The sequence below is a fragment of the Pseudomonas lutea genome, from assembly GCF_000759445.1.
Taxonomy (GTDB): Bacteria; Pseudomonadota; Gammaproteobacteria; order Pseudomonadales; family Pseudomonadaceae; genus Aquipseudomonas; species Aquipseudomonas lutea.
This window is the reverse complement of the sequence record NZ_JRMB01000004.1, coordinates 66,272-91,925: the sequence shown is the minus strand read 5'-3', so window position 1 is coordinate 91,925 and position 25,654 is coordinate 66,272. Positions and strand designations below refer to the sequence as shown.

24 protein-coding genes are annotated in these 25,654 nt (G+C 58.7%); 19 read left to right on the top strand and 5 right to left on the bottom strand.

Annotated elements, in window-relative coordinates; translation table 11 throughout:
• Positions 1-41: 41 nt before the first annotated feature.
• Positions 42-452, bottom strand: coding sequence for a hypothetical protein (locus LT42_RS23175; protein ID WP_276209564.1), 411 nt, complete (start codon positions 450-452; stop codon positions 42-44).
• Positions 439-1,554, bottom strand: coding sequence for a polymorphic toxin type 44 domain-containing protein (locus tag LT42_RS25495; protein WP_081955451.1), 1,116 nt, complete (start codon positions 1,552-1,554; stop codon positions 439-441). Before LT42_RS25495 ends, LT42_RS23175 begins: the two co-directional genes overlap by 14 nt.
• 509 nt (positions 1,555-2,063) lie before the next feature.
• Between LT42_RS25495 and LT42_RS23165 the strand changes: the two genes are divergently transcribed.
• From LT42_RS23165 to ntrC, 5 genes are all read left to right on the top strand, one after another.
• Entirely contained in the window at positions 2,064-2,630 is a 567-nt protein-coding gene (locus tag LT42_RS23165) for a chorismate mutase (protein ID WP_037018760.1), read from the top strand.
• Positions 2,631-2,756: 126 nt separating this feature from the next.
• Entirely contained in the window at positions 2,757-3,293 is a 537-nt protein-coding gene (locus tag LT42_RS23160) for a DUF4124 domain-containing protein (protein ID WP_052075385.1), read from the top strand.
• Positions 3,277-3,921 carry a DUF4124 domain-containing protein gene (locus LT42_RS23155; protein ID WP_052075384.1) on the top strand — a complete coding sequence of 215 codons (645 nt, stop codon included), beginning with the start codon at positions 3,277-3,279 and terminating at the stop codon, positions 3,919-3,921. The genes LT42_RS23160 and LT42_RS23155 overlap by 17 nt, the downstream gene beginning before the upstream one ends.
• 303 nt (positions 3,922-4,224) lie before the next feature.
• Positions 4,225-5,310 carry a nitrogen regulation protein NR(II) gene (gene glnL / locus LT42_RS23150; protein WP_037018753.1) on the top strand — a complete coding sequence of 362 codons (1,086 nt, stop codon included), beginning with the start codon at positions 4,225-4,227 and terminating at the stop codon, positions 5,308-5,310.
• Entirely contained in the window at positions 5,307-6,743 is a 1,437-nt protein-coding gene (ntrC, locus tag LT42_RS23145) for a nitrogen regulation protein NR(I) (protein WP_037018751.1), read from the top strand. The genes glnL and ntrC overlap by 4 nt, the downstream gene beginning before the upstream one ends.
• A gap of 140 nt (positions 6,744-6,883) precedes the next feature.
• Here ntrC and mgrA read toward each other — a convergent pair whose 3' ends face one another.
• The gene (gene mgrA, locus LT42_RS23140) at positions 6,884-7,921 is read right to left on the bottom strand and encodes an L-glyceraldehyde 3-phosphate reductase (RefSeq protein ID WP_037018749.1); all 1,038 of its coding nucleotides are present in this window, start codon (positions 7,919-7,921) and stop codon (positions 6,884-6,886) included.
• A 236-nt stretch (positions 7,922-8,157) separates the two neighbouring features.
• On the opposite strand from mgrA, the gene LT42_RS23135 reads away from it, so the two are divergent.
• A complete protein-coding gene (locus LT42_RS23135; RefSeq protein WP_037018746.1) occupies positions 8,158-8,910 on the top strand; it encodes an SDR family oxidoreductase in 753 nt (250 codons plus the stop codon).
• A gap of 113 nt (positions 8,911-9,023) precedes the next feature.
• Here the strand turns inward: LT42_RS23135 and betT are convergent, their stop codons facing one another.
• A complete protein-coding gene (betT, locus tag LT42_RS23130) occupies positions 9,024-11,018 on the bottom strand; it encodes a choline transporter BetT (protein WP_037018743.1) in 1,995 nt (664 codons plus the stop codon).
• 367 nt (positions 11,019-11,385) lie between these two features.
• Positions 11,386-12,330 carry a serine O-acetyltransferase EpsC gene (gene epsC, locus LT42_RS23125; protein ID WP_037019249.1) on the bottom strand — a complete coding sequence of 315 codons (945 nt, stop codon included), beginning with the start codon at positions 12,328-12,330 and terminating at the stop codon, positions 11,386-11,388.
• Between the two features lie 215 nt (positions 12,331-12,545).
• Between epsC and LT42_RS23120 the strand changes: the two genes are divergently transcribed.
• From LT42_RS23120 to LT42_RS23060, 13 genes are all read left to right on the top strand, one after another.
• Positions 12,546-13,547 (top strand): D-cysteine desulfhydrase, encoded by a 1,002-nt coding sequence (locus tag LT42_RS23120; protein ID WP_037018741.1) that lies wholly within the window; start codon positions 12,546-12,548, stop codon positions 13,545-13,547.
• 227 nt (positions 13,548-13,774) lie between these two features.
• Positions 13,775-14,572 (top strand): cystine ABC transporter substrate-binding protein, encoded by a 798-nt coding sequence (gene tcyJ / locus LT42_RS23115; RefSeq protein ID WP_037018739.1) that lies wholly within the window; start codon positions 13,775-13,777, stop codon positions 14,570-14,572.
• Positions 14,569-15,237 (top strand): cystine ABC transporter permease, encoded by a 669-nt coding sequence (gene tcyL, locus LT42_RS23110; protein ID WP_037018737.1) that lies wholly within the window; start codon positions 14,569-14,571, stop codon positions 15,235-15,237. Before tcyJ ends, tcyL begins: the two co-directional genes overlap by 4 nt.
• Before the next feature lie 3 nt (positions 15,238-15,240).
• Positions 15,241-15,984, top strand: a complete 744-nt coding sequence (gene tcyN, locus LT42_RS23105; RefSeq protein ID WP_037018735.1) for an L-cystine ABC transporter ATP-binding protein TcyN — start codon at positions 15,241-15,243, stop codon at positions 15,982-15,984.
• 570 nt (positions 15,985-16,554) lie between these two features.
• Positions 16,555-17,289: a hypothetical protein gene (locus tag LT42_RS23100; protein ID WP_037018733.1), complete on the top strand. Its 735-nt coding sequence runs from the start codon at positions 16,555-16,557 to the stop codon at positions 17,287-17,289.
• Between the two features lie 475 nt (positions 17,290-17,764).
• On the top strand, positions 17,765-19,006 hold the full coding sequence (locus LT42_RS23095) for an SfnB family sulfur acquisition oxidoreductase (protein ID WP_037019246.1): 1,242 nt from the start codon (positions 17,765-17,767) through the stop codon (positions 19,004-19,006).
• 37 nt (positions 19,007-19,043) lie between these two features.
• Complete coding sequence (locus LT42_RS23090) at positions 19,044-20,255, top strand: SfnB family sulfur acquisition oxidoreductase (RefSeq protein WP_420806919.1); 1,212 nt, start codon at positions 19,044-19,046, stop codon at positions 20,253-20,255.
• A complete protein-coding gene (locus LT42_RS23085) occupies positions 20,255-21,628 on the top strand; it encodes an LLM class flavin-dependent oxidoreductase (protein WP_037018728.1) in 1,374 nt (457 codons plus the stop codon). The genes LT42_RS23090 and LT42_RS23085 overlap by 1 nt, the downstream gene beginning before the upstream one ends.
• 95 nt (positions 21,629-21,723) lie before the next feature.
• Complete coding sequence (locus LT42_RS23080; RefSeq protein WP_037018726.1) at positions 21,724-22,518, top strand: MetQ/NlpA family ABC transporter substrate-binding protein; 795 nt, start codon at positions 21,724-21,726, stop codon at positions 22,516-22,518.
• Between the two features lie 2 nt (positions 22,519-22,520).
• On the top strand, positions 22,521-23,657 hold the full coding sequence (locus LT42_RS23075) for a methionine ABC transporter ATP-binding protein (RefSeq protein ID WP_037018724.1): 1,137 nt from the start codon (positions 22,521-22,523) through the stop codon (positions 23,655-23,657).
• Entirely contained in the window at positions 23,647-24,291 is a 645-nt protein-coding gene (locus LT42_RS23070) for a methionine ABC transporter permease (protein ID WP_037018721.1), read from the top strand. The genes LT42_RS23075 and LT42_RS23070 overlap by 11 nt, the downstream gene beginning before the upstream one ends.
• 360 nt (positions 24,292-24,651) lie before the next feature.
• Positions 24,652-24,906 carry a hypothetical protein gene (locus LT42_RS23065; protein ID WP_037018719.1) on the top strand — a complete coding sequence of 85 codons (255 nt, stop codon included), beginning with the start codon at positions 24,652-24,654 and terminating at the stop codon, positions 24,904-24,906.
• Positions 24,907-24,960: 54 nt separating this feature from the next.
• On the top strand, positions 24,961-25,587 hold the full coding sequence (locus LT42_RS23060) for a class I SAM-dependent methyltransferase (RefSeq protein ID WP_037018717.1): 627 nt from the start codon (positions 24,961-24,963) through the stop codon (positions 25,585-25,587).
• Positions 25,588-25,654: the final 67 nt, after the last annotated feature.

Sequence of the window (25,654 nt, the reverse complement as noted above, 5' to 3'; positions counted from 1 at the left end):
ACCATGTGGCTATCGAGGGGGGAGACAACCTCTACCAAACCTTACATTTTTGCGGAATCCCATTCGCACGCCTTTAACCGTGCCACAGTGGTGCCGCTGCTTTCATGCCTATCAATTTCCCCGTTCAAGTCCAGTTGAATATGAACCTCAAACCAGCCGGGCGTGATACTCACACAGTGCCTTCGTCCTCCTGTATTTTTCCACCAGTTGAACTCCATAAAATAATCATCGCCCGGGAACAAGTGTCCCACATCATACGCTACACCCCCAGGTTTCATCCCACCCTTATAAATCTCGTCCTGAACATTCCATATATACCTAATCTCTCCTTCACCTTCGGCAGGATACCTAACCGTAACCGATGGCCAAATAGCCTTAAAAATCAGATTGCCAAAAAATAAAATCAGCAACGCGTAAAAAAATAATCTGAATTTCTTTTTAGGTTTGCTCACATTTATGCACCTGTGCTCCATCCCCCCAAAAAGTTGGCTCAAAGGCCAAAACTTCATCCATAATCAAACCGGCCGTTAATCCACCTTCCCAATACTCTCCAGCCAGCTTAATTCCAATGCTGATGGAGACTCTATCAGCGACATCATCCCACGACCGCAACGAAGTCCGAGGGGTGGCTGTAGCATGAGGCCCCGGAAGCTCCCATTCGTTCCTAGGCTTGCTCCACACCTCTTTTACTTTCCTTAGAGTGTCTGAGGCTATCTGCTCAAGGCCGGCACCATCTAATAACGCACTTTCGGAAATCCCACCTATAGTCCCTACATACCCATAATGGATGTTCGACCATATATCGTAGTAATAGTCGTACTCACCGTGCTTATGCCAAAAACCTCCGAAATTTTTACGGATTATCGGCTTATGATCCCATGGCCGATTCTGCCCCACCCGCTCGGTCCACAATGCAAATGCCTCAGCTTTTTTCGCTAGCTCGATGGCATTGAAGTTAGGCACATGCCCCATCGTCAGATAAAACGGCTGTTCAAAGTATTTTTTGGTCTCTTCTACCGCATCATAACTATTCAACTTCCTCATCTTCAAAACCGAAGGATGGCGAATATTGCGATTCATCTCATCGGCAATGTAACCGGCAAGTTCATGCATACGATCAGGATGAGGACAGGTTGCCGTCACGAGCACTGGTGCGATCGGTAAGGCCGGAGGTTGCCGGGTTGCAAACGGCGACGTCGGCGACGTCGAGGATGATGATGTGAAAGGCACCTGCGGTGTGCGCGCCGTAGCAACTCCAGGTGAGCGCATTGAGGCCGTAGCGCTTTCATAGGTGGAGCTATCTATCGAGTTCAGCAGCCTGGACCTGCATGGACACCCACTGAAACTGTCGAGCGTGCCGGCAACTCGTCGTCCGTGATAGGTAAAATTATCAATACCGCCAGTAACTTCGTATGTGTTGCCGTCCTTGCCGCAGCTTACGGGGTCACCTTCACAGATGCGCTCGTGCCCGTTGACCGTAAAGATAGTTGAACCCGCCAGAATTTGTCCGCCGCACGAGGTTTTGTCACCTCGCACAAGATAATACCCTTTCATATCCACTTCTCCACTGGTGGCTTATACGTTCTTCCGATCTGGGGGCGCTGGGTTAAAAAGGGTCAGCTCGCCCACGGTAGATCTCGCATCTCTGCTGGCAACACGAGACGTGAATGCAGCCTGACCCGATTGATTGTCATCCTTAATGAACAGCCGAAGCGTCCAACTATCTGACCAACCCCGTCAGATAACGCTGATATGAAGCGAGGGTTTTTCTGGCAGATGCAGTTAGCATCCGAGTAGGTGAATGGAGGTCAAATTAGCGGATGGCGACTGGTTGGTCTGTAGGACGAATCTGATTTTTGGTTGACTGGGCAGGCGTCTTTCGGGATGCTTTTTTCCGAGTGCGCATTGTTCAGTCGCTATCAACATGTACCGCACCCATCAACGCCGCTCCCGGCAATCTTGCGTTAGGGCTCGGCGTTTTGATGCGCGGACACCCGTAACACCACGCTCTGCAAGCCGAAGTGTTAAACAGTGGGTACTCGATCGCTCGTGAGGACGTAAGCATGCTTAAAAAGCTCAAACTCGCTGTTCTGGCCTGCGGCTTGGTGTCCGCCGGCGTTCAGGCTGCTCCTGCGCAGCAGCCCCCGGTGCAACTTCAGCCGCTCGTTGCGGCCATGGAGAAAAGGCTGGAAATCGCCAATGACGTCGCGCGCAGCAAATGGCACAGCGGCAAGCCGGTGCAGGACAGTGAGCGCGAGCGTCAGGTGATCCAGAATGCGGAATCACGGGCGGGTGAATTCAAGCTGGGTGCCGACGATGTGCGGGAGTTCATGACCGCACAGATGGAAGCCAACAAGATGGTGCAATACGCGCGCATCAAGCAGTGGCGCGAAAGCGGCCACTCCCCCGAGGAGCCCGAATCCAGTCTCACCGATGGCATCCGGGGTCGGCTGGATACGCTGCTGCCGGTGTTGATGCACAGTTACTCGGCGTTTCAGCCTTACCGCAGCGATACCGGGTGCCCGGATTGGGTGCAGTCGGAAATTCAACGACAGGCCAACGATCCGGTCATCGTGACCGCGCTGCAGCGAGCAGCAGTCGACCTCTGCCGGACGACGCCAAACCAGTAAGCAGACGCGGAGCTCCGCTTCTCAACTGACACCGTCGCTCAGTATTCCTCTATGCTGATCCGGTGCCGCGCCATGCATTGAGCGCAGCACCATTGTTGGTTGTCCTGATCGCTGCCTGGAGTGTTCATGCGTCAATGTCTCGCCCTTATGCTGCTGGTATTCGCACTGCCTGCTGCCGCGCAGATCTACAAATACACGGATGCCTCCGGGAATACTGCGTACAGCAATCAGCCGCCTAACGGCACCAAAGCCGAAACAGTCGAGCTGCCGCCACTTAACAGCGTAGAGACTGTCGTCCCCGCGCCAGCCCCGCCCCTGCCAGCGGCCCAGAGCCAGAGCCAGAGCCAGAGCCAGCAAAGCGCTACGGCTTATCAAGTGCTTGCGCTGAAAGACCTGCCTGAGGAAGAAGCCCTTCGCGCCAACAACGGCTCGTTTACCGTGGGCGTGGCGATCGAACCGCGCTTGCAGCCCGGACACCTGCTGCAATTGGTCGTGGATGGCGCGCCCTACGGACAGCCGACCAATGTTCCGCGGCTGCAGGTCCTGGAGCTTGACCGGGGAGAACACAGTTTTGCGGTGCAGGTACTGGCAAACCAGCGCTCCATCCAGCAAAGCGAGACGGTGAATCTGACAGTGCAGCGGGTCCATGCCGGACGACCTTAAACGCTTTTGCCGGTCCGTCGTTGCCCTGTGCGCGTTGATCAGCCTGAGCCAGACGGCCGTCGCAGAGGTTTATACCTACGTTGATGCAAACGGCAATCGAGTGTTCACCGATCAGCCCCACCGCAACGCAAAGAAGGTCGACATTGCGCCGACCAACAGGGTTGAGCAGCCTGCGAATAAGGCGAATCGGGTCTCACGAGTCAAGGCGGCGCCGAGCCCGATCTTCCGCTATCAGCTTCTGCGCATACTGGCCCCCGAGCCCGATAGCACTGTCCGTGACATCCAGGGCAACCTGAATGTCACCGTCACCAATGAACCCGAGCTTCAACCCGGCCATGTCTACCGGTTGCTGCTCGATGGCCAACTCTACGCAGCGCCAACGCGCAGCCCGGTTTTTCCGCTCACCAATATTGATCGCGGCACCCATCAACTTTCGGTCGAGATCGTTGACCAGACAGGGCGAGTACTTGAGCGCACACCCAACCAGCCCTTTCATCTGGTTCGCATCTCGCTGTCGCAGAAACGCCTCGCCCAACCCTGCAAGAACGATGATTACGGCGTGCGACCTGAATGCCCCATCAAAGACAAACCAGAAGAAGAATCGAGCTTTTTTCCCTTTTTTCGATGATGTGGCCAAGCTAGCAAAGCCCCATAATGGTGCATAAGCTGAACGAACTTTCGTTTGATCAGCCCATTTTGGTTCGGGGCCAAGCCATTCATGCACTGTCGCCGCGCCTGCCGTTCAAAAAACGCCCGCATTTCCCCGGACAACGCTTCTTTTCGGAGCCTTGGTTTGGTTTTTGCATTTTGTAATCAATACGCGGACACATCATACGTTTCAGCGGCTTCATAACGCTGGCAAAAGACCAATCAGAGCCTGCACCGGCGGCGCCGCCGACGTGCATTGAGCCATAAGAGGTCACCGGGATTCATGACTATCAGCGATGCGTTGCATCGGTTGTTACTCGACAACCTGACCACTGCCACGATTCTGCTCAACTCGGACCTGCGTCTGGAGTACATGAATCCTGCTGCTGAAATGCTGCTGGCCATCAGTGGTCAGCGCAGCCACGGGCAATTCATCAGCGAGTTGTTCACTGAGTCGGCTGAAGCGCTCAGTTCGTTGCGCCAGGCAGTGGAGCAGGCTCATCCCTTCACAAAACGAGAGGCGATGCTGACGGCGCTGACCGGCCAGACGCTGACGGTCGACTACGCCGTCACGCCGATTCTCTCCCAGGCTGAAACCATGCTCCTGCTGGAGGTTCATCCCCGTGATCGTTTGCTGCGCATCACCAAGGAGGAGGCGCAACTGTCCAAGCAGGAAACCACCAAAATGCTGGTGCGCGGCCTGGCTCACGAAATAAAGAATCCCCTCGGCGGGATTCGCGGCGCCGCGCAGTTGCTTGCGCGGGAACTGCCGGAAGAAAGTCTCAAGGATTACACCAACGTCATCATTGAAGAGGCAGACCGGCTGCGCAATCTGGTCGATCGCATGCTGGGCTCCAACAAGCTGCCACTGCTGGCAATGACCAACGTCCATGAGGTCCTCGAGCGTGTATGCAGCCTGGTAGAAGCCGAGAGTCAGGGATGCATTACCATCGTGCGCGACTACGACCCGAGCATTCCGGACGTGTTGATCGACCGCGAACAGATGATTCAGGCGGTGCTTAACATCGTACGCAACGCGATGCAGGCCATCAGCAGCCAGAATGAGCTGCGCCTGGGCCGGATCAGTCTGCGCACCCGCGCCATGCGTCAGTTTACGATTGGCCATGTGCGCCATCGGCTGGTCAGCAAAATCGAGATCATCGACAACGGCCCCGGCATCCCGCCGGAGCTGCAGGAAACCATTTTTTATCCCATGGTCAGCGGCCGCCCGGATGGCACCGGGCTGGGCCTCGCCATTACCCAGAACATCATCAGTCAGCACCAGGGGCTGATCGAGTGTGATAGCCATCCTGGCCATACAACATTCTCGATCTTCCTGCCGCTGGAACAAGGAGCAGCGTCGACATGAGCCGTAGTGAAACTGTCTGGATCGTCGATGACGACCGTTCCATCCGCTGGGTGTTGGAGAAAGCCCTGCAGCAAGAGGGCATGACCACTCAGAGTTTCGACAGCGCCGATGGCGTGATGAGCCGACTGGCGCGCCAGCAGCCGGATGTGATCATTTCAGACATCCGCATGCCCGGCGCGAGCGGCCTGGACTTGCTCGCGCGTATCCGCGAACAGCATCCGCGTCTGCCAGTCATCATCATGACGGCGCACTCGGACCTGGACAGCGCAGTGGCGTCCTATCAGGGCGGCGCGTTCGAATATTTGCCCAAGCCGTTTGATGTCGACGAAGCCGTCTCACTGGTCAAACGCGCCAATCAGCACGCGCAGGAACAGCAAGGCCTTGATATCCCGCCAACGCTGACCCGCACGCCGGAAATCATCGGCGAAGCGCCGGCCATGCAGGAGGTGTTCCGCGCTATTGGCCGTTTGAGCCACTCCAACATCACCGTGTTGATCAATGGTGAATCAGGGACCGGTAAGGAGCTGGTTGCCCACGCCCTGCACCGCCACAGCCCGCGCTCCGCGTCTCCGTTCATCGCGCTGAACATGGCGGCGATTCCGAAGGACCTGATGGAGTCCGAGCTGTTCGGTCACGAAAAAGGTGCATTTACCGGTGCTGCAAACCTGCGTCGTGGCCGCTTCGAGCAAGCAGACGGCGGCACCCTGTTCCTTGATGAAATCGGTGACATGCCCGCCGATACCCAGACCCGGCTGCTTCGCGTGCTGGCCGACGGCGAGTTCTACCGGGTAGGCGGGCATATCCCCGTCAAAGTCGACGTGCGGATCATTGCCGCTACTCACCAGAACCTGGAAACACTGGTGCAGGCCGGCAAGTTTCGCGAGGACTTGTTCCACCGCTTGAACGTCATCCGCATTCATATCCCGCGCATGTCCGACAGACGCGAAGACATCCCGACGCTGGCACGACACTTCCTCAGCCGCGCTGCGCAGGAATTGGCGGTTGAGCCGAAGCTGCTGAAGTCGGAAACCGAGGAATACCTCAAGCACCTGCCTTGGCCCGGCAACGTGCGTCAGCTGGAAAACACCTGCCGCTGGATCACTGTGATGGCGTCGGGTCGCGAAGTGCACGTCAGCGACCTGCCTCCAGAACTGCTGAGCCTGCCGCAGGACGCGGCGCCGGTGACGAACTGGGAACAAGCGCTGCGACAGTGGGCCGATCAGGCGCTGGCCCGCGGGCAGTCGAGCCTGCTGGACAGCGCAGTGCCGACGTTCGAGCGGATCATGATCGAAACTGCCCTGAAACACACCGCTGGTCGCCGTCGCGACGCCGCCGTGCTACTGGGCTGGGGCCGCAACACCTTGACCCGCAAGATCAAGGAACTGGGGATGAAGATCGACGGGGGCGATGACGACGAGGGTGAAGAAGCCTGAACAGCCTCAGCTCCTCATACTGACCGGACCGGTTAGGCGCAATGTAGGGGCCGGCTTGCTGGCGAACACGACATGTCAGGCGATGCTTCCATCACTGAGCCGTATGTTCGCCAGCAAACCTTCCCCCACAGCACTTATTGTTACTCAGCCGAAGACGGCTTCTCCCACAGGTTGATCCCGCCTTCCACCGCGAACCGATCGATCTCAGCCAGTTCTTCCTGACTGAATTCCAGATTGTCGAGCGCGCCGACGTTCTCGATGATCTGCTCCGGGCGGCTTGCACCGATCAACGCGGACGTGACGCGCGGATCACGCAGCGTCCACGCCAGCGCCATCTGCGCCAGGCTCTGGCCACGGCGCTTGGCAATTTCGTTCAGGGCTCGCACGTGCTCGATGTTCTGCTCCGACAAATGCGCAGCCTGTAGCGAGCCGCCGCCTGGGCGGTTAACCCGCGCATCCTTTGGAATGCCGTTCAGGTATTTGTCCGAGAGCAGACCCTGTGCCAGGGCGGTAAACGCGATAACGCCTGAACCCAACTCGTCGGTAGTGTCCAGCAGGTCTTTTTCTACCCAGCGATTGAGCAGGTTGTAGGCCGGCTGATGGATCAGCAGCGGCACTTTCCACTCCTTCAACAGGGCTGCCATTTCCCGGGTCTTGGCGCCCGAATAGGAAGAGATCCCGATGTACAGCGCCTTGCCTTGCTGCACGGCGGTGGCCAGAGCACTCGCGGTTTCTTCCAGCGGGGTGTCCGGGTCAAAACGGTGGGAATAGAAAATATCCACGTATTCCAGACCCATGCGCTGCAAGCTCTGGTCGAGGCTGGCGAGCACATATTTGCGCGAACCTCCGCCCTGACCATACGGCCCCGGCCACATGTCCCAGCCTGCTTTGCTGGAGATGATCAACTCGTCGCGATACTGCTTGAAGTCTTCCTTCAAGAGACGCCCGAAGTTGATTTCGGCACTGCCGTAGGGCGGACCGTAATTGTTGGCGAGGTCGAAGTGGTTGATGCCCAGGTCGAACGCCGTGCGCAACATGGCGCGTTGAGTGTCGATCGGCGTGCTGTCGCCAAAGTTGTGCCACAACCCCATGGAAAGCGCTGGCAACACCAGGCCGCTTCGGCCCACGCGGCGATAGGGAATGCGTTCATAACGATTTTCGGCGGCGATGTAAGTCATCCAGTCCTCTCTTTCTTGTATGAGTGTCAGGGAACACAGCGAACCTGCGAGATTACTCGGATTTCCCGATGGCGCGGGGGTTCAAGATAAAGGACGGTTGCCCGGTCTGCGAACTCCCACGGCCAGGCATCGTGAGGTATTGGTGGCTGTGGTCAAACAACGAAATCCGTTGCGGGTTGTTTATGCGCTCGCCCGGGCATGTGAAGCTGGTCCCACTTCAACATTGGAGGCTCACCATGACGCAATCAGATAATCAAGTCGCTCGTCCTGTTGCCATCATCACCGGCGCCTCGCGTGGCATCGGTGCGCAAATCGCCCGGCGCCTGAGCGGCGACGGCTTTGCGGTAGTGATTAATTTCGCCAGCAGTGCGGGCGAGGCTGATGCGCTTGCAGCAGAGCTGAATGCTGCCGGCGGGCATGCCATCGCCATCAAAGCTGATATCGCCAGGAGCGACGAGGTCCGTTATCTCTTTGAGCAAACCGAAGCGCAGCTGGGAAACGTCGACGTGCTGGTCAATAACGCAGGCGTCATGAAGGCCCTGCCGCTGGCTGAGACGAGTGATGAGCAGTTCGATCTGGCATTCAACATCAACGCACGCGGCACCTTCAACACGCTGCGCGAGGCCGGTGCCCGGATGAAGGATGGCGGACGCATCATCAACTTTTCCACCACTGCGTTGGCGCTGAACTTGCCGGGGTACGCGATCTATAACGCGACAAAAGCGGCCGTCGAGGCCTTTACCCACGTGTTTGCCAAGGAGCTGCGTGGCCGCAATATCACGGTGAACGCCGTTGCACCGGGGCCCGTCGCCACGGAACTGTTCATGCACGGCAAAAGCGAAGAGCAAATCCAGCACTTCGCCAACATGCCCCCGTTGCAGCGCCTCGGGCAACCGGAAGACATTGCCAGTGTGGTGTCCTTTCTGGCCGGCCCCGATTCAGGCTGGGTGAATGGGCAAGTGCTGCGGGCCAACGGTGGCTTGGCGTAGGAGCGATGCTGTAGAAACGCACTTGCCCGCAAAACGAGTCTGGTCAGTAACACTGAGGTTTACTGACCAGACGCTTTCGCGGGCAAGCGTCGTTCTACTTGAAACGCGTTGGCTTAGCGCACCAAGTGCAGGAACTGCATGTGCCGTTCGTACTGGTCGAGGATGTCATTGATCACCTGTTCCTTGGTGTAGCCCACCAAGTCGTAGTCCTGACTGCCTTCGCTCAGATGCACTTCGGCGCGGTAGTAGCGGCGATTGTTCAGTTGCTTCGAGCCCATGCCGCCACGCGCGAAGGACGGCGTGAAGTAGCCGCGCATCGTCGCCTGGTACACAAACGGCCGCTCTTCACCGTGACCAATTTCCAGACCCACCGTGTGATTGGCCGGGTCAGGCTGTGTCACCACGGTCAGGCCCTTCTCGACGAACACCGCCGTGACCTCTTCAATCGCTGGTCGGACGGTTTGATCCAGGAAGCGATAGACCTCGTCGCGCGAAGGAAATGCCACTGCCTGAGTCAGCCGCTGACGCCAGCCGCCACGTCGGGATCCGGACACCGGAGCCAGTGAATACAGCTGGGCGATCTTGCGCTGGGATTCCATGTAGAACGCCTTGTGCAGCCCCCACATCATCAGCAGCAGGATCAGCGAAAAGGGCAACGAGGTCAGCACGACCGCAGACTTCAACGCATCAATGCTGCCCGAGAACAGCAAACCGCTGGTGATGAGTGCAGTCATCACGCCCCAGAACACCCGCAGCCATTTCGGGCCGTCTTCGTCGGGATTGCCCCCCTTGGCGGACAGCGTCGAGAGCACGACGGTGCCGGAGTCGGCAGAGGTGACGAAGAACACGAAACTGATAAACACCGTGACAGCAATTACAGTTCGGCTCCACGGGTACGTTTGCAGCATAAGGTACAGGGTCATCGAAGGGTCTTCGATGGCTGACTGGCCCAACGCAGCCATGCCGTGGTTGAGCACCAGATCAATCGCGCTGTTACCAAAGATCGACATCCACGCCAGGGTGAAGCCCAAGGGGATCAGCAGCACGCCGAAGACGAACTCACGGATGGTGCGGCCGCGTGAAATACGCGCGATGAAGAGGCCGACAAAAGGCGACCAGGCAATCCACCATGCCCAGTAAAAGACCGTCCAGCCGCCGAGCCAGTCGCTCGGGCCGTCATACGCATACACGTCAAAACTCTTGACCGGCAGGGCGCCGAGGTAATCACCAATGTTCTGCACCAGCGTGTTGAGCAGGTGTTGTGTTGGCCCTGCGAACAGCACAAACAGCAGCAGCGCGCAGGCCAGCAGCATGTTGATGTCAGACATCACACGCACGCCCTTGTCGACGCCGGCGATGGCCACCAGGATTGCCGCCCCCATCATGAGGGTAATCAGACCCACTTGAATCCAGTGGGTATGCGGCACGTTGAACAGGTAATCCAGCCCGGAATTTAGGTGCAGCACGCCGAAGCCCATGTCGGCGCCGAGCCCGAAGATGGTGGCGATGATGCCAAAACCGTCAACGGCGTAGCCGATTGGCCCGTTGATGCGCTTGCCAATCAAGGGGTACAGCGCCGAACGCAGCGCCAGCGGAAGATTGTGACGATAGGCGAAGTACGCCAGCGCCATGCCGACGAAGGCGAACACGCCCCAGCCGTGCAGGCCCCAATGCAGGAACAGCAGCTGCATGGCCTGGCGCGCCGATTGGGTGGTACCGCCCTCACCCTGCGGCGGCTGCAGCATGTGGGTCAGCGGCTCGGACACACAGAAGAAAAACAGCGTGATACTGATCCCCGCCGCGAACAGCATCCCTGCCCACGACAGGTAGCTGAATTCGGGCTCATCGTGGTCGGCGCCGAGCTTGATCTTGCCGTAACCAGACATCGCGGTGATTACCACGAAGAGCAAATACAACGTCATCGCCAGCATGTAGTACCAGCCAACCGTGTTGGCGGCCCAGTTCTGCGCAGCGAGTAGCCAGGCGCCCGAGGCTTCGGGGAAGCCGATCACGACCAGTCCGAAAATCAGGATAAAGCTGGCAGCGAAGTAAAAAACAGGGCCATTCATGCGAACGGACGTGCTGGTTGGTGCACTTGAATTACTCATGTGAACCCCGCCGCGCGGCGAGAGGAACGATCATGCAATGGGTATGCGGCAAAGGTAGGCCTCCTGAGATAAGCGGGCAGCGAACCACCGATTTAACTTGATTGAACGTTCAATTAAAACACGGATAGGTGCCGAGAGACTAATCCACGGTGGCGTGAAGCCCATCGAGGCGAGGGTAGGACGGATGACGAAAGCCTTTCGTTCCGTGGGCCAGGGAGGGATTTGATAGCGTTGAAAAACTATAGGAGCCGGCTCGCTGGCGAACCCGTCGCGTCAGGCAATTCTTCGCACCCGACACAGCACGTTTGCCAGCAAGCCGGCTCCCAAAAATCGAAACCCGCAAGGGTCAGTGACTGCGGCTCACCGCTTACTTGGGGCAGCCATCATCATGCTGCAGGCTCGCCTGATTGACGTTGCTGCCCGGTGGCACACCCCGCGTCAACCAGACGTTACCGCCAATGGTTGAGCCTTTGCCGATGGTAATGCGGCCCAGAATGGTGGCACCGGCGTAGATCACCACGTCGTCCTCCACAATCGGGTGGCGGGCATGGCCTTTGAGCAATTGCCCGTCCTCATCGGACGGGAAGCGTTTGGCGCCCAGGGTGACGGCCTGGTAGATGCGCACTCGCTCGCCGATGATCGCCGTTTCGCCAATCACCACGCCGGTCCCGTGATCGATAAAGAAACTCGGGCCGATCCGGGCGCCAGGATGGATGTCAATGCCAGTAGCGGAATGGGCCAGTTCGGCACTGATGCGCGCCAGCAGCGGTAATCCGTTGTGATACAGATGGTGGGCCAGACGATGGTGAATCACCGCCAGAATGCCTGGGTAGCACAGCAGGACCTCGTCAACGCTGCGCGCGGCAGGATCGCCGTGATAGGCCGCCAGCACGTCGGTGTCGAGGATGCGGCGAATGGTCGGCAGCGCGCTCGCAAAGTCCTGGATCAACCGCTCGGCATGCACATCGGCGCAGCTGGCGTCTTGACCTTGCTGCCGTGCGGCGTAACGCAACTCGAGCCGCGCCTGCGCCAGCAATGAGTTCAAGGCCACGTCGAGGGTATGCCCGACATAAAAGTCTTCGCTCTCTTCACGCAGGTCTACCGGGCCCAGCCGCATCGGGAACAGTGCACCGGACAGCGCGTCGAGGATGTCGCGCATCGCTTCGCGTGAAGGCAGCTCGCGGCCGCCCTTCTCTCCGCTGATTCGCCCGTTGCTGGTGCGCCAGTCATCACGTGCCGCGCGCAGCTCATCCACAATCCGCTGCAGTTGCCAGTGGCCGGTCACGCCTTCGGCGCAGGACTCCGGGGACAGGTCGGGAATAGTGCTCACGCAGGTTTCTCCTCAATTCAACGGCGAGTCAGGCTGGGTTGGCCGTAGTGGATTCACTCTACGACATCCGTTGGCAGCAAAAAAATAACTATTTTCGAAGGGCTTTTGTGTAAGGCATGGGCGCCGACAGGATGTTGCCCTGTAGGAAACGTCTGCCTATAGTCCTGCGACTTACTCGCAGACCTGTCGACGCCATCATGATCAAACAACAGCTTGCCCGTTTTAATCGTCTGGAACTGCTTGGCGGTCCGACGCCTCTGGAGAAGCTTGAACGCCTGTCAGCCTGGGCAGGTCGCGATGTTTACGTTAAGCGTGACGACATCACACCTCTGGCGTTGGGCGGCAACAAGCTGCGCAAGCTCGAATACCTCGCCGCCGATGCCCTGGCGCAAGGCTGCGATACGCTGATCACCGCCGGTGCGATTCAGTCCAATCACGTGCGCCAGACTGCTGCGTTGGCGGCAAGGCTCGGTTTGGGCTGTGTCGCGTTACTGGAGAACCCGATCGCGACAACCGACAGCAATTATCTGAGCAACGGCAACCGCCTGTTGCTGGACTTGTTCGACGCCAAAGTCGAATTGGTCGAGAACCTCGACAATGCAGATGAACAATTGCAGGCCCTGGCCAGTCGACTGCGCGTAAGTGGCAAGAAGCCCTACCTGGTGCCGATTGGCGGTTCGAATGCGCTCGGTGCGCTGGGATACGTACGCGCCGGTTTTGAGCTTGCGGAGCAGATCAGGCTAACCGACGTGTCTTTCGCAGCCGTGGTGCTGGCGTCCGGAAGCGCCGGCACCCACAGCGGGCTGGGATTGGCGCTGGCGGAAGAGCTGCCCGACCTGCCGGTGATCGGCGTCACGGTATCGCGACCGGAAGAGACCCAGGCCCCGAAAGTGCAGGGTTTGGCAGAGCAAACCGCGCAGCTGCTGGGTGAGTCACTTCCCGCCGCTTTCAACGTGCAGCTGTGGGATGAGTACTACGGCCCCCGTTACGGCGAACCCAATGCCGGCACCCTGGCTGCAATCCGGCTGGTGGCCAGTCAGGAAGGGCTGTTACTCGACCCGGTGTACACAGGCAAGGCCATGGCCGGGCTGCTGGACGGCATTGGACGACAGCGCTTTGAAGACGGGCCGATCATTTTTCTACACACCGGCGGCGCGCCCGCCTTGTTCGCTTACCCGGACGTGTTTTCCCAAGGCTGATCCTGAACTCAGGCGAACACCCATCACGGAAATGGCTGCATATTCGATAAAACGCTAAGAATGCAGTTTTTTATTATTTATGTTCATCGCGCTGGGGTTTTATGATCGCCGCCAGCCGGCGGGCAGGGCCTCGCAGGCGACTGAAAAAGCTGGATAAACGCGCAGTGTCAACGTAGCTTCGTCGGGACTGATATTGGCCTGACATTACAATTAAACAGGGGATTTTCATGAACATGTCTGCAATCCGCCGCACCTTCCTATTGTCTGCATTCAGCCTGGTGCTTGGCACAGGTCTGGTTACCCAGGCGGTCGCTGGCGATCAGTTGGCGACCATCAAAAAGAACGGAACGCTGAACGTCGGCCTGGAAGGCACTTATCCACCGTTCAGCTTCGTGGGTGAGGACGGCAAGCTGACTGGTTTTGAAGTCGAGTTCTCTGAAGCACTGGCGAAAGAGCTGGGGGTCAAGGTCAAGCTGCAAGCCACGCCGTGGGCTGGCATTCTGGCTGCACTGGACTCCAAGCGTCTGGATGTCGTGGTCAACCAAGTCACGATTTCTGACGAGCGCAAGAAGAAGTACGACTTCTCTGAACCCTACACCGTGTCTGGCATTCAAGCGCTGGTGCAGACCAAGGACGTCGGCACGATCAAGACGGCTGCCGATCTGAAAGGCAAAAAAGTCGGCGTCGGTCTGGGCACCAACTATGAAGAGTGGCTGAAGGCCAACGTGCCGGATGCGATCGTCAAGACCTATGACGATGATCCGACCAAGTATCAGGACCTGCGAGTAGGCCGTATCGATGCCATCCTCGTCGACCGCCTGGCAGCACTGGAACTGGTCGCCAAGACCAAAGACAAGCTGGCTGTATCCGGCGAACCGTTCTCTCGTCAGGAGTCTGGCATCGCGCTGCGCAAAGGTGAGCCCGAACTGCTGGATGCGATCAATAAAGCCATCGACAAGCTGCGCGCCGACGGCACCCTCGCCAAACTGTCGGACAAGTACTTCAAGGCTGACGTGACCAAATGATCCCGGAGAGCCTTCAGCTCGCGCTGGACTCCGCGCCCTTCCTGCTAAAGGGCGCGTACTACACAGTGGGCTTGAGCCTGGGGTCGATGTTTTTCGGATTGGTGCTGGGTTTCGGCCTGGCGCTGATGCGTCTGTCGAAGATCTGGGTTATCCGCGCCGTCGCCAGGGTTTATGTATCGTTCTTCCGTGGCACGCCGCTTCTCGTTCAGCTGTTCATGATCTATTACGGATTGCCGGACCTGGGGATCGAACTGGATGCGATCACCGCAGCGCTGATTGGCCTGTCGCTGAACATGGCGGCGTATGCCTGTGAAATCCTGCGGGCGGCAATCAGTTCGGTGGACAAAGGGCAATGGGAAGCTGCGGCAAGCATCGGGATGACACGCGCCCAGACCATGCGTCGCGCCATCCTTCCGCAAGCCGCGCGCACGGCCTTGCCGCCACTGGGCAACAGCTTCATCTCGCTGGTCAAGGACACCGCCATGGCCGCGACCATTCAGGTCCCGGAAGTGTTCCGCCAAGCGCAGCTGATTTCCTCGCGCACGCTGGAAATCTTCACCATGTACCTCACCGTTGCGGTGATCTATTGGGTGCTGTGCAGCATTCTGGCGCATTTTCAAAATCGCCTGGAAGCACGGGCCAACCGCCACGATGTGGAGTCCTGAGGCATGATCACGGTTGAAAAACTGACCAAGCAGTTCAAAGGCAACGAGGTACTTAAGGGCATTGACTTGAAGGTCGAGCCTGGCGAAGTAGTAGCGATCATCGGCCCCAGCGGTTCGGGCAAGACCACGTTGCTGCGTTGCCTCAATCTGCTGGAGGTGCCCACCAGCGGCAGCATCATCGTTGGCGATATCAAGGTCGATCTGAGCCGCTCGCTGAGCCAGCAACAGAGCCTGATCCGGCAGTTGCGTCAGCACGTCGGGTTTGTCTTCCAGAACTTCAATCTGTTCCCTCATCGCACCGCGCTGGAAAACGTCATCGAAGGCCCGACCGTGGTCAAAAAGATGCCACGCGAGCAAGCCGTCGAGCTGGGCCGCGCGCTGCTGGCCAAGGTCGGGCTGGCCGGCAAGGAAGACGCTTATCCGCGTCGTCTGTCCGGTGGCCAGCAACAGCGTGTGGCCATCGCCCGGGCACTGGCCATGGAGCCGGAGGTGATTCTGTTCGATGAGCCGACGTCCGCGCTAGACCCCGAGCTGGTGGGCGAGGTGCTCAATACCATCCACGCGCTGGCGCTGGAGAAACGCACGATGGTGATCGTGACGCACGAGATGAGTTTCGCGCGGGATGTCGCCGACCGAGTGATCTTCATCGACAAGGGCGTCATCGTTGAGCAGGGAGACGCGAAGGCGCTATTCGCCAACCCCAAGGAAGAACGTACCAGGCAGTTTCTTGAGCGCAGCAGGAACTAGTCCGACATCTAATGTGTTCAAAACGGCGCCAACAGGCGCCGTTTTCTTTGGCTTTAATATTTGGAAAAGCGTTCATCAGGCAAAGTTTCTGTTGTTTTCCTGCCGGCTCGCAGGGCCCACTTATCGGTTCTCCTTATATGAAGTGGCCACGGGTTGCGCATGGGTCCCGGGCGTTGAATGACTTTTTTCGGCCGACAAATAGCCCTATCCCTGTCCGACCTGCTTTGACCTCACAACGGGGTCGATGTGCATGGAGCGCGAGCAGAACCGTCGCCGCCTCCATGACTTCGGCAAACAGAAATTTCTACGTAGGAAAGTTCTGTATTTACCGCACACAGTATCTAAAAAGTTATTGCTCATTGACACAAACACTGCAACACAATTAGCTGAAAACGTCCTCGATTATTAAGCCAGCCAAAACATCAACTCCCCCTTTGCGACCATTTGTAATGTTTGCCATGCCTGTGTATCCCGGCGTGTACTAGTGCCAGTCGCTTTCGTGTAGTCAGTGCGACCCATTAATTACCTGTTACGCCTTAACCCAGGCTCACTTTCAAAGAGTACTTAAAGATGATCCATACCCCCGTCATTACCCCGTCATTCAAGTTGATAGCGCCGTATTTGCCGCAATCGAACAAGCACGGGATTGGCGCCTCGGCAGCCGCGGATCTGCGTGTGCATATCGATCCTTACCCAGAGATGGACAGCGGCGACTTGATTGAATTGTTCTGGGGAGGTTGTTATGCCGCGTCAAAGCTTTTATCGGAATCCGACATTGGTCATACATCTGTCCTACATGTACCGGAAAGTTTTCTTCGAAGTGGGAAGGTAAAAACTTACTACCGAGTTACAAAAATTGGCAGTACACCCATCAAATCTCCCGGCACCAAGCTGTGGGTCAAACTGGAGACTCCCGGCGGTCAATTGGTCAGTGGCGAAGTTGATGAAAATCAGGGCCTCGCCCCGGTGGCTTTCGAGGAAGCAGTCATCAGCAATGGCCTGACCGCGCGGCACTTCGATGAAGGCGTTCGAATCACCCTCGACATCTACCCGCACATGGATGCGCACGACGAAATCACGTTGCGCTGGGGCGATGTTCGGCTGGATCTGCCGGCGCTGACGCAGCAAGACGTCGACAAGCCTGTCGTTGTCCAGGTGCCGGCGGAGCTGGTACGGGAGGCAGGCGACGATCCGCACCTGGAGGTGAGTTATTGCGTCATCGATCGGGTCGGCAATAACTCGCGCTGGGCACCCGTGCGTTTAATCAAAGTCTCTCTCAACGACCCTTCGCAGGCAGAAGCTTGATCGGTATTGCAGAAGGCTTTCGCGGCGTGACCACGACGCGCCGCGACTCCCGTGATCCAACACCGTGAGGCAACTCACAACTCTGTAGACAAAAGGAAACCTCCCACACGATCCCCAACTGCGTCCTACAACACCAGGCCTTACCCCAAGAAGGCGGCCTGCTAGCCTCCGGTGAAATCCTTCATGAGGTGTTGGCCATGTCCTGCAGACGTATCGTCAAGTACATGATGCTGGGAGTGGCGTTCGGCTCATGCCTGACCTACACGCAAAGCACAGCTCTGGCAAACGAAGTCAACGTTTCGCCTTCTATGCTTATTCCTAAATGTTTGTTTATTTAATTTTTATACACGCTTAGGGTATATGCACCGGACCACCGGACCGTCGTCATTTTCTTCGCCGCCACAGCGGTATTGATTCGAGGTTCGAATGGTCAAGCACAACGATCCCGGTGCTCGCGCTCGTGAAGGTCACCACCATGACTGATCTGAACGCCCCTGCCCTCCAGCACACCCTGGACGTGGCGCCTCCCCTGCTTCCTGCAAAGATACTGCGCAACGACGCCGATGCCATCGCGGCTGCCCACGAACTGGCTGCTATCGTTCGGCCCACTGCCGCCGTGCGAGATCGTGAACGGCAGTTGCCATGGTCGGAAATCGAGCAATTTACCCGCTGTGGCCTGGGCAGTATGACGGTGCCGCGTGCGTATGGCGGCCCGCAAGTGTCATTCGTGACGGTGGCGGAAGTCTTCGCCATTCTTTCGGCGGCCGATCCCGCAGTAGGGCAAATTCCGCAGAATCACTTCGGCATCCTTTATTCGTTGATCGGCAGCGCCACTGAAGCGCAAAAAAAAACCCTGTTCACGAGCATTCTCAACGGTGCACGCATCGGCAACGGAGGGCCTGAGCGTGGCGCCAAAAACACCCTTGATGTGAGAACACGCCTGACCGCTGCGGGTGATCAGTTTCTACTCGATGGCCGCAAGTTTTACTCCACCGGCGCGCTGTTCGCGCACTGGGTTGCGGTCAAGGCCATCAATGACGAAGGCAAGCAAGTACTGGTGTTTGTGCCTCGCGGCACACCGGGTCTGCAGGTCATTGATGACTGGTCCGGTTTTGGTCAGCGCACCACCGCCAGCGGCAGCGTGCTGCTGAACAATGTGCGCGTGAGCGGTGAGCTGGTTGTGGATAACTGGAAGCTGGGCTTGGCGCCGAACATTCAGGGCGCCGTCTCGCAGCTGATTCAGGCGGCCATCGATGCGGGCATCGCCCGGGAAGCTATCGACGAAACCATTCGCTTTGTACGCGAGCGTTCGCGGCCTTGGATCGACGCCCATGTCGAGCGCGCCAGCGACGATCCTTATGTGATCGCCGACATCGGCAAATTGAAGCTCGAACTGCACGCCGCCGAAGCGTTGCTGCGCAAGGCCGGGCGCGTGCTGGATGAAGTTGCCGCCGCGCCCATCGACGAACAGTCCGCAGCGCGCGCGTCCATTGTGGTGGCTGAAGCCAAAGTGCTGACCACACACAGCGCTCTGCAGGCCAGCGAAAAGCTCTTCGAGCTGTCTGGCAGCCGGGCGACGCTGGCTGAATTCAACCTCGACCGTCATTGGCGCAACGCACGGGTTCACACCCTCCACGATCCAGTGCGCTGGAAAACCCACGCCGTCGGCGCCTGGCATCTGAACGGCACCCTGCCTGCCCGTCATTCCTGGATATAACCAGACAACTGGAAGCACACCTATGAGCCTTCAAACCTTGCCGCGTGAGACGCAGGCGAACGCCGTGACCGCGATCATTCGCGATGACACCGAAGCGCTGCGGGTCGCTCGCACGCTGGCCGTTGATTTCAAGCATCAGAGCGCCGCCCGAGATCGCGAGCGACGCCTGCCCCATCAGGAGCTGGAAGCATTTACCCGCTCCGGCCTGTGGGGTATCAGCGTGCCAAAAGCCTTTGGCGGCGCCGGCGTATCCAATGTCACTCTGGCCGAAGTCATCCGCCTCATCTCCGAGGCAGACGCCTCGCTGGGGCAGATTCCGCAAAACCACTTCTACGCGCTCGAAGTGCTGCGTGTGAACGGCAACCCGGCGCAGCAGGCACGCCTTTACGCGGAGGTCCTCGCCGGTCAGCGCTTTGGCAATGCCCTGGCGGAGCTGGGCACCAAAACCGCCCACGACCGTACCACCCGCCTGAGCCGCGACAGCAGCGGCAACGGCTGGCGCATCAGCGGCCGTAAGTTCTACGCCACCGGTGCCCTTTATGCCCAGCGCATACCCACCTCGGTGGTGGATGACCATGGCGTGCAGCAGTTGGCATTCGTGCCGGCGAACGCCGCCGGGCTGAGCGTGATCGACGACTGGAGCGGCTTCGGTCAGCGCACCACGGGCAGCGGCTCGGTGGTTTTCGATAACGTGTATGTCGAGGCCGATGACGTGGTGCCTTTCCAGACTGCGTTCGAGCGCCCTACCACTGTCGGCCCGCTGGCGCAGATTCTCCACGCGGCCATCGACACCGGCATCGCCCGCGCTGCCTTTGAAGACGCTTTGCATTTCGTGCGAACCCGCACGCGTCCCTGGATCGATTCAGGCATTGAAAAAGCAGTCGATGACCCGCTGACGCTGCACAGCTTTGGCAAACTGGGCATTCGTTTGCATGCCGCTGAAGCCTTGCTGGAACGCTCCGGGGAGTTTTTGGACAAAGCGCAAGCGGACACCACGCCGGAGAGCCTGGCGCAAGCCTCGATTGCGGTCGCAGAAGCACGGGCAATCAGCACCGAGATTTCACTCGAAGCCGGCAGCACGTTATTTGAGCTGGCCGGTGCTCAGGCAACGCTGGCCGAGCACGGTCTGGACCGTCACTGGCGTAATGCCCGCGTACATACGCTGCACGACCCCGTGCGCTGGAAGTACCACGCCATCGGCAATCACTACCTCAATGACGTCAACCCGCCGCGTCGGGGGACCATTTGATGGGCAAGAAGAAGATTTTGCTCAATGCGTTCAACATGAACTGCGTGGGCCACATCAATCACGGTTTCTGGACCCATCCCAGGGACACCTCGACCCAGTACAAAACCCTCGATTACTGGACGAATCTGGCGCAGCTGCTGGAGCGCGGGCTGTTTGACGGCTTGTTCATCGCCGACATTGTCGGGGTCTACGACATCTATCAGAACTCGGTAGATGTCACGCTGAAGGAGTCGATCCAGTTACCGGTCAATGACCCGCTGCTACTGGTGTCGGCCATGGCCGCCGTCACCAAAAACCTCGGCTTCGGACTGACCGCCAACCTTACGTACGAAGCGCCATACCTGTTCGCCCGGCGTATGTCGACGCTGGATCACCTGACCCGAGGGCGAGTGGGCTGGAACATCGTGACCGGGTATCTCGACAGCGCCGCACGCGCGATGGGCCTGACCGGGCAGATCGAACACGACCGTCGCTACGATCAGGCTGACGAGTACCTAGAGGTTTTGTACAAACTGTGGGAAGGCAGCTGGGAAGATGACGCGGTGATCGAAGACCGGCAGGCACGCATCTACGCGCAACCGGACAAGGTCCACTACGTGCGGCACAGCGGCGAGTTTTATCAGGTGGAGGGTTACCACTTGTGCGAGCCCTCGCCACAGCGAACGCCGGTGTTGTTTCAGGCCGGCAGTTCCGAGCGAGGTTTGCGGTTTGCCGGCAGCAACGCCGAGTGCGTGTTCATCAGTGCGCAGAATAAAACCGCGACGCGCGAGCAGGTCGACAAGGTCCGCGCCAGTGCCGTTGCTGCCGGGCGCAACCCCCATGACATCAAGGTATTCATGGGGCTCAACGTCATCGTCGGCGCCACCGAAGAGGCTGCAAGGGCCAAGCATGCCGAGTACCTGACCTACGCCAGTGCCGAAGCAGGACTCGCGCATTTCGCGGCGTCCACCGGCATCGACTTTGCCGAGTACGCGCTGGATGAGCCGATCCAGCACGTCAAAGGCAACGCCATTCAGTCAGCCACGAAAATCCTCAAGAGCAACGACTGGACCCGCCAGAAATTGCTCGATCAGCACGCCTTGGGTGGCCGTTACATCACGCTGATCGGCTCGCCCGAACAGGTCGCCGATGAGCTGGAATCCTGGATCGCCGAAACCGGCCTCGACGGCTTCAACCTGACCCGCATCGTCACCCCGGAAAGCTACGAGGACTTCATCGACCTGGTGATCCCGGAACTGCAACGGCGCGGTTCCTACAAGACCGCCTACGAGCACGGCACGTTGCGCGAGAAGTTGTTTGAAGAAGGCAACGCGCGACTGCCGGAACGGCATGCGGGCGCTGGCTTCAGAACACTCACCCCAGCGCAGGCCTGAGGGAGCTCGAACTCCGTGGGAGCGAGCTTGCTCGCGAATACAGCTTTACAGACACCCAAGCGTACAAACCAGACTACTGAACCGGATTACCCCCCATGACCAAGACCCTCCTCACCCTTGCGCTGTCCCTGGGGCTGTTTGCCGGCGTCACTCACGCTGCCGATCAGCCGCTCAAGGTTGGCACCACTGCCGCCTTTGCCATTCCGCTGGAAGCCGCTGTCGCCGAAGCTGACAAACAAGGCCTCAAGGTCGAGCTGGTGGAGTTCACCGACTGGATCGCGCCTAACGTCAGCCTCAACGCGGGCGACATTGACGTGAACTACTTCCAGCACATTCCGTTTCTGGAGAACGCCAAGGCAGCATCCGGCTTCGACCTGGTTCCGTACGCCCCGGGCATCATCAATAACGTGGGGCTGTATTCCAAGAAGTACAAAAGCTTCGATGAGTTGCCGACCGGCGCTACCGTGGCGATCGCCAACGACCCTATCAACAGCGGACGCGGCTTGCAGCTGCTGGCCAAGGCCGGGCTAATCAACCTTAAACCGGGGGTGGGTTACAAGGCCACCGAAGACGACATCACGGCCAACCCGAAGAAGATCAAGCTGATCCAGGTAGAAGCCGTGCAATTGGTCCGCGCGTATGACGATGCCGACTTGGTGCAAGGCTATCCGGCCTACATTCGGCTGTCGAAGACCTTCGACGCGGGCTCTGCGATCCTTTTTGACGGCCTCGACCACCCCGAGTATGTGATTCAGTTTGTCATCAGGCCGGACCACAAAGACGACCCGCGCCTGGCGAGGTTCATCGATATCTATCAACACTCGCCTGTGGTGCGCGCCTCGCTGGATAAGGTCAACGGCACGCTGTATCAGGTCGGCTGGAAGAACTGATCATGAGTGCAACCGCGCAACGCCTCCTATCTCCGCACGGCGCGATCGCGCACCCTGAACGGTTGGGCCAGCCCTCGGAGCTGCACCCCGAGAAGCAGCATGCACACGTGCGCTTCATCGATCTGGGCAAGACCTATGAGGGCCAGCAGGGGCCGGTGCCAGCGCTTCAGGGTATCAACCTGGACATCCGCCGCGGTGAGGTATTCGGCATCATCGGCCGCAGCGGTGCGGGCAAGTCTTCGCTGATCCGCACGATCAACCGCCTGGAAAAGCCCAGCAGCGGACGCGTGCTGATCGATCAGGTCGACATCGGCGCATTCAACGAGGACACCCTGGTGGACCTGCGCCGACGCATCGGCATGATCTTCCAGCATTTCAACCTGATGTCGGCCAAAACGGTGTGGCAGAACGTCGAGCTGCCGCTGAAGGTAGCAGGCGTGCCGAAGGATCAACGGCAGCGCAAAGTCGCGGAACTGCTGGAGTTGGTGGGGCTGCAAGGCAAGCACAAGGCCTATCCGGCGCAACTGTCCGGCGGCCAGAAGCAGCGGGTCGGCATCGCCCGGGCACTGGTGCATGATCCAGCCATTTTATTGTGCGACGAGGCCACCTCTGCGCTTGACCCGGAAACCACACAATCCATTCTTGGCCTGCTGCGCGAGATCAACCAGCGCCTGGGCCTGACGATTGTTCTGATTACCCATGAGATGGCGGTGATCCGCGAAATCTGTGATCGGGTGGTGGTGCTGGAAAAAGGTGAAGTCGTCGAGCAAGGCCCTGTATGGCAGGTGTTTGGCAATCCACAGCACGCGGTGAGCAGAACGCTGTTGGCACCTTTGCAGCATGCCCTGCCGGCAGACGTGCAGGCGCGCTTGCAGCAGCACCCTTCGGCAGATCATGCCAGCGTTGTTCTCGATTTGCAGTTCACAGGAAGCAACGGCACGGAGCCTGATCTTTCAGCGTTGTTCAACGCCCTCGGTGGGCGAGTGAGCCTGTTGCACGGCGGCGTCGAACGTATCCAGGGACGCGCGTTGGGTCATTTGTTGCTGGCGGTGAGTCATTCGCCGTTGTCGGCTGACGAATTGATCAGCCGGGCTCGTCAATATGCGCAGCAGGCGGAGGTATTGGGTTATGTGGCTTGATCGGCTCTGGCAGGGCGTTATCGACACCTTTTTGATGGTCGGCGTGTCATCGCTGATCGCGCTGATTCTCGGTATCCCGTTGGCGGTAATTCTGGTCACCAGTGGCAAGGGGGGCATTTTCGAAGCGCCCAACGTGAACCGGGTGCTGGGTGCATTCGTGAACATCTTCCGTTCGGTGCCGTTCCTGATTCTGATGGTCGCGTTGATCCCTTTCACGCGACTGATTGTCGGGACGACCTACGGTGTCTGGGCGGCGGTGGTACCGCTGACCATCGCGTCGACGCCGTTCTTCGCGCGTATTGCAGAAGTGAGCCTTCGCGAAGTGGATCACGGGCTGATCGAAGCAGCACAAGCCATGGGTTGCCGCCGCTGGCACATCGTCTGGCACGTGCTGCTGCCCGAAGCGCTGCCGGGCATCGTCGGCGGATTTACCATCACCCTCGTGACGATGATCAATTCGTCGGCCATGGCCGGTGCCATTGGGGCGGGAGGATTGGGGGATATTGCTTATCGGTATGGGTATCAGCGGTTCGACACACAAGTGATGCTGACCGTAATCGTACTGCTGGTGATATTGGTGGCAGTGATTCAGCTGGGAGGGGATCGGCTGGCGTTGCGGCTGAACAAGCGCTGATCAAAGCGCGCCATCCCTGCGGGACCGGGTTTAGCCGGGAAAGCGGCAGGCGTCACTGCAAAATTGATGGCGCTGCCACTGACCCCTTCCCGGCTGAAGCCGGTCCTACCAGGGGATGGCGTCCCAAACCCGCGTCCAATGCAAATCAACTGTAGGAGCAATCGGAGGTTACGACGGTCGCGAAAGCGGTGGGTCTGTGACCTGGATGTTGGCCGACACGACGCATTCGCGAGCAAGGTGGAGCGCCACCCCGTCACTCCTACAGGTTCGGGCCGATGTTTAAAGGCAATTCCCTTCGTGGCTGGAAGGCTGGCAGTATTGGTCTGGCGAACATGGACCTATGTGCATACGAGGCGAGAAATGCAAAGCAAAGCTGATCGGGCGCAACTCACTCAAGAGGTGATTGAGCTTTTTGTGTCGATCATTGGCTTTATCCCACGAAACAACATCACGCCTACCACGAATTTCGTGCGCGATTTTCACATCATCGACGACGATCTCACCTGTTTCATGATGCAGGTGAAGTGGCGATACAAACTGAAGCCGACACCTGAAGACTGGGCACGGATCGAAACTATCGACGAGGTGATCGATTTGATCCTTGCTGGCAATTGATCAAACCTTGAGCGGAGGTATATTGGCGGCCTTCTCTGATCAGACGACCGCCTCATGAAACTCGACCCAACCGACCTCGCCCAGATCACGGCCACCACCCTGGGCAACTACAACGACGTCGCTGAAGATTTTCGCGAAGGCACGCGCGATCACGACGTCAGCCAGAACATCAACGCGCTGCTGCGCAACATCACCGCGCCGGCGCCGTTTCAGATTCTGGATTTTGGCTGCGGGCCAGGGCGGGATCTGCGCACGTTTACGGCCTTGGGCCACATTGCTACCGGTCTGGACGGCTCCGAACGCTTCGCCGAGATGGCGCGCGCTGACAGCGGTTGCGAGGTCTTTCATCAGAACTTCCTTGAGCTGGCCCTCCCTGTCGCACGTTTCGACGGCATCTTCGCCAACGCCTCGCTGTTTCATGTGCCTCGCCAGGAGTTGCCGCGGGTGTTGGGCGAATTGCGTGCCGCGTTGAAACCCGGGGGCGTGCTGTTCAGCTCCAATCCGCGCGGCGGTAACGAGGAAGGCTGGAAAGGTGAGCGCTACGGTTCGTTCCATGATCTGCAATCATGGGGCGCCCTGGTGACCGAAGCCGGGTTCGCTGAGGTCGAGCACTATTACCGGCCTGAGGGACTGCCGAGGGATCAGCAACCGTGGCTGGCGAGTGTGTGGCGCAAGGCGTAAGGCTTTTCACGGGTTCCACATAACATGACTTCTGCAAGCCCTAGCCTGCCAGGCGAACCAGAATGTC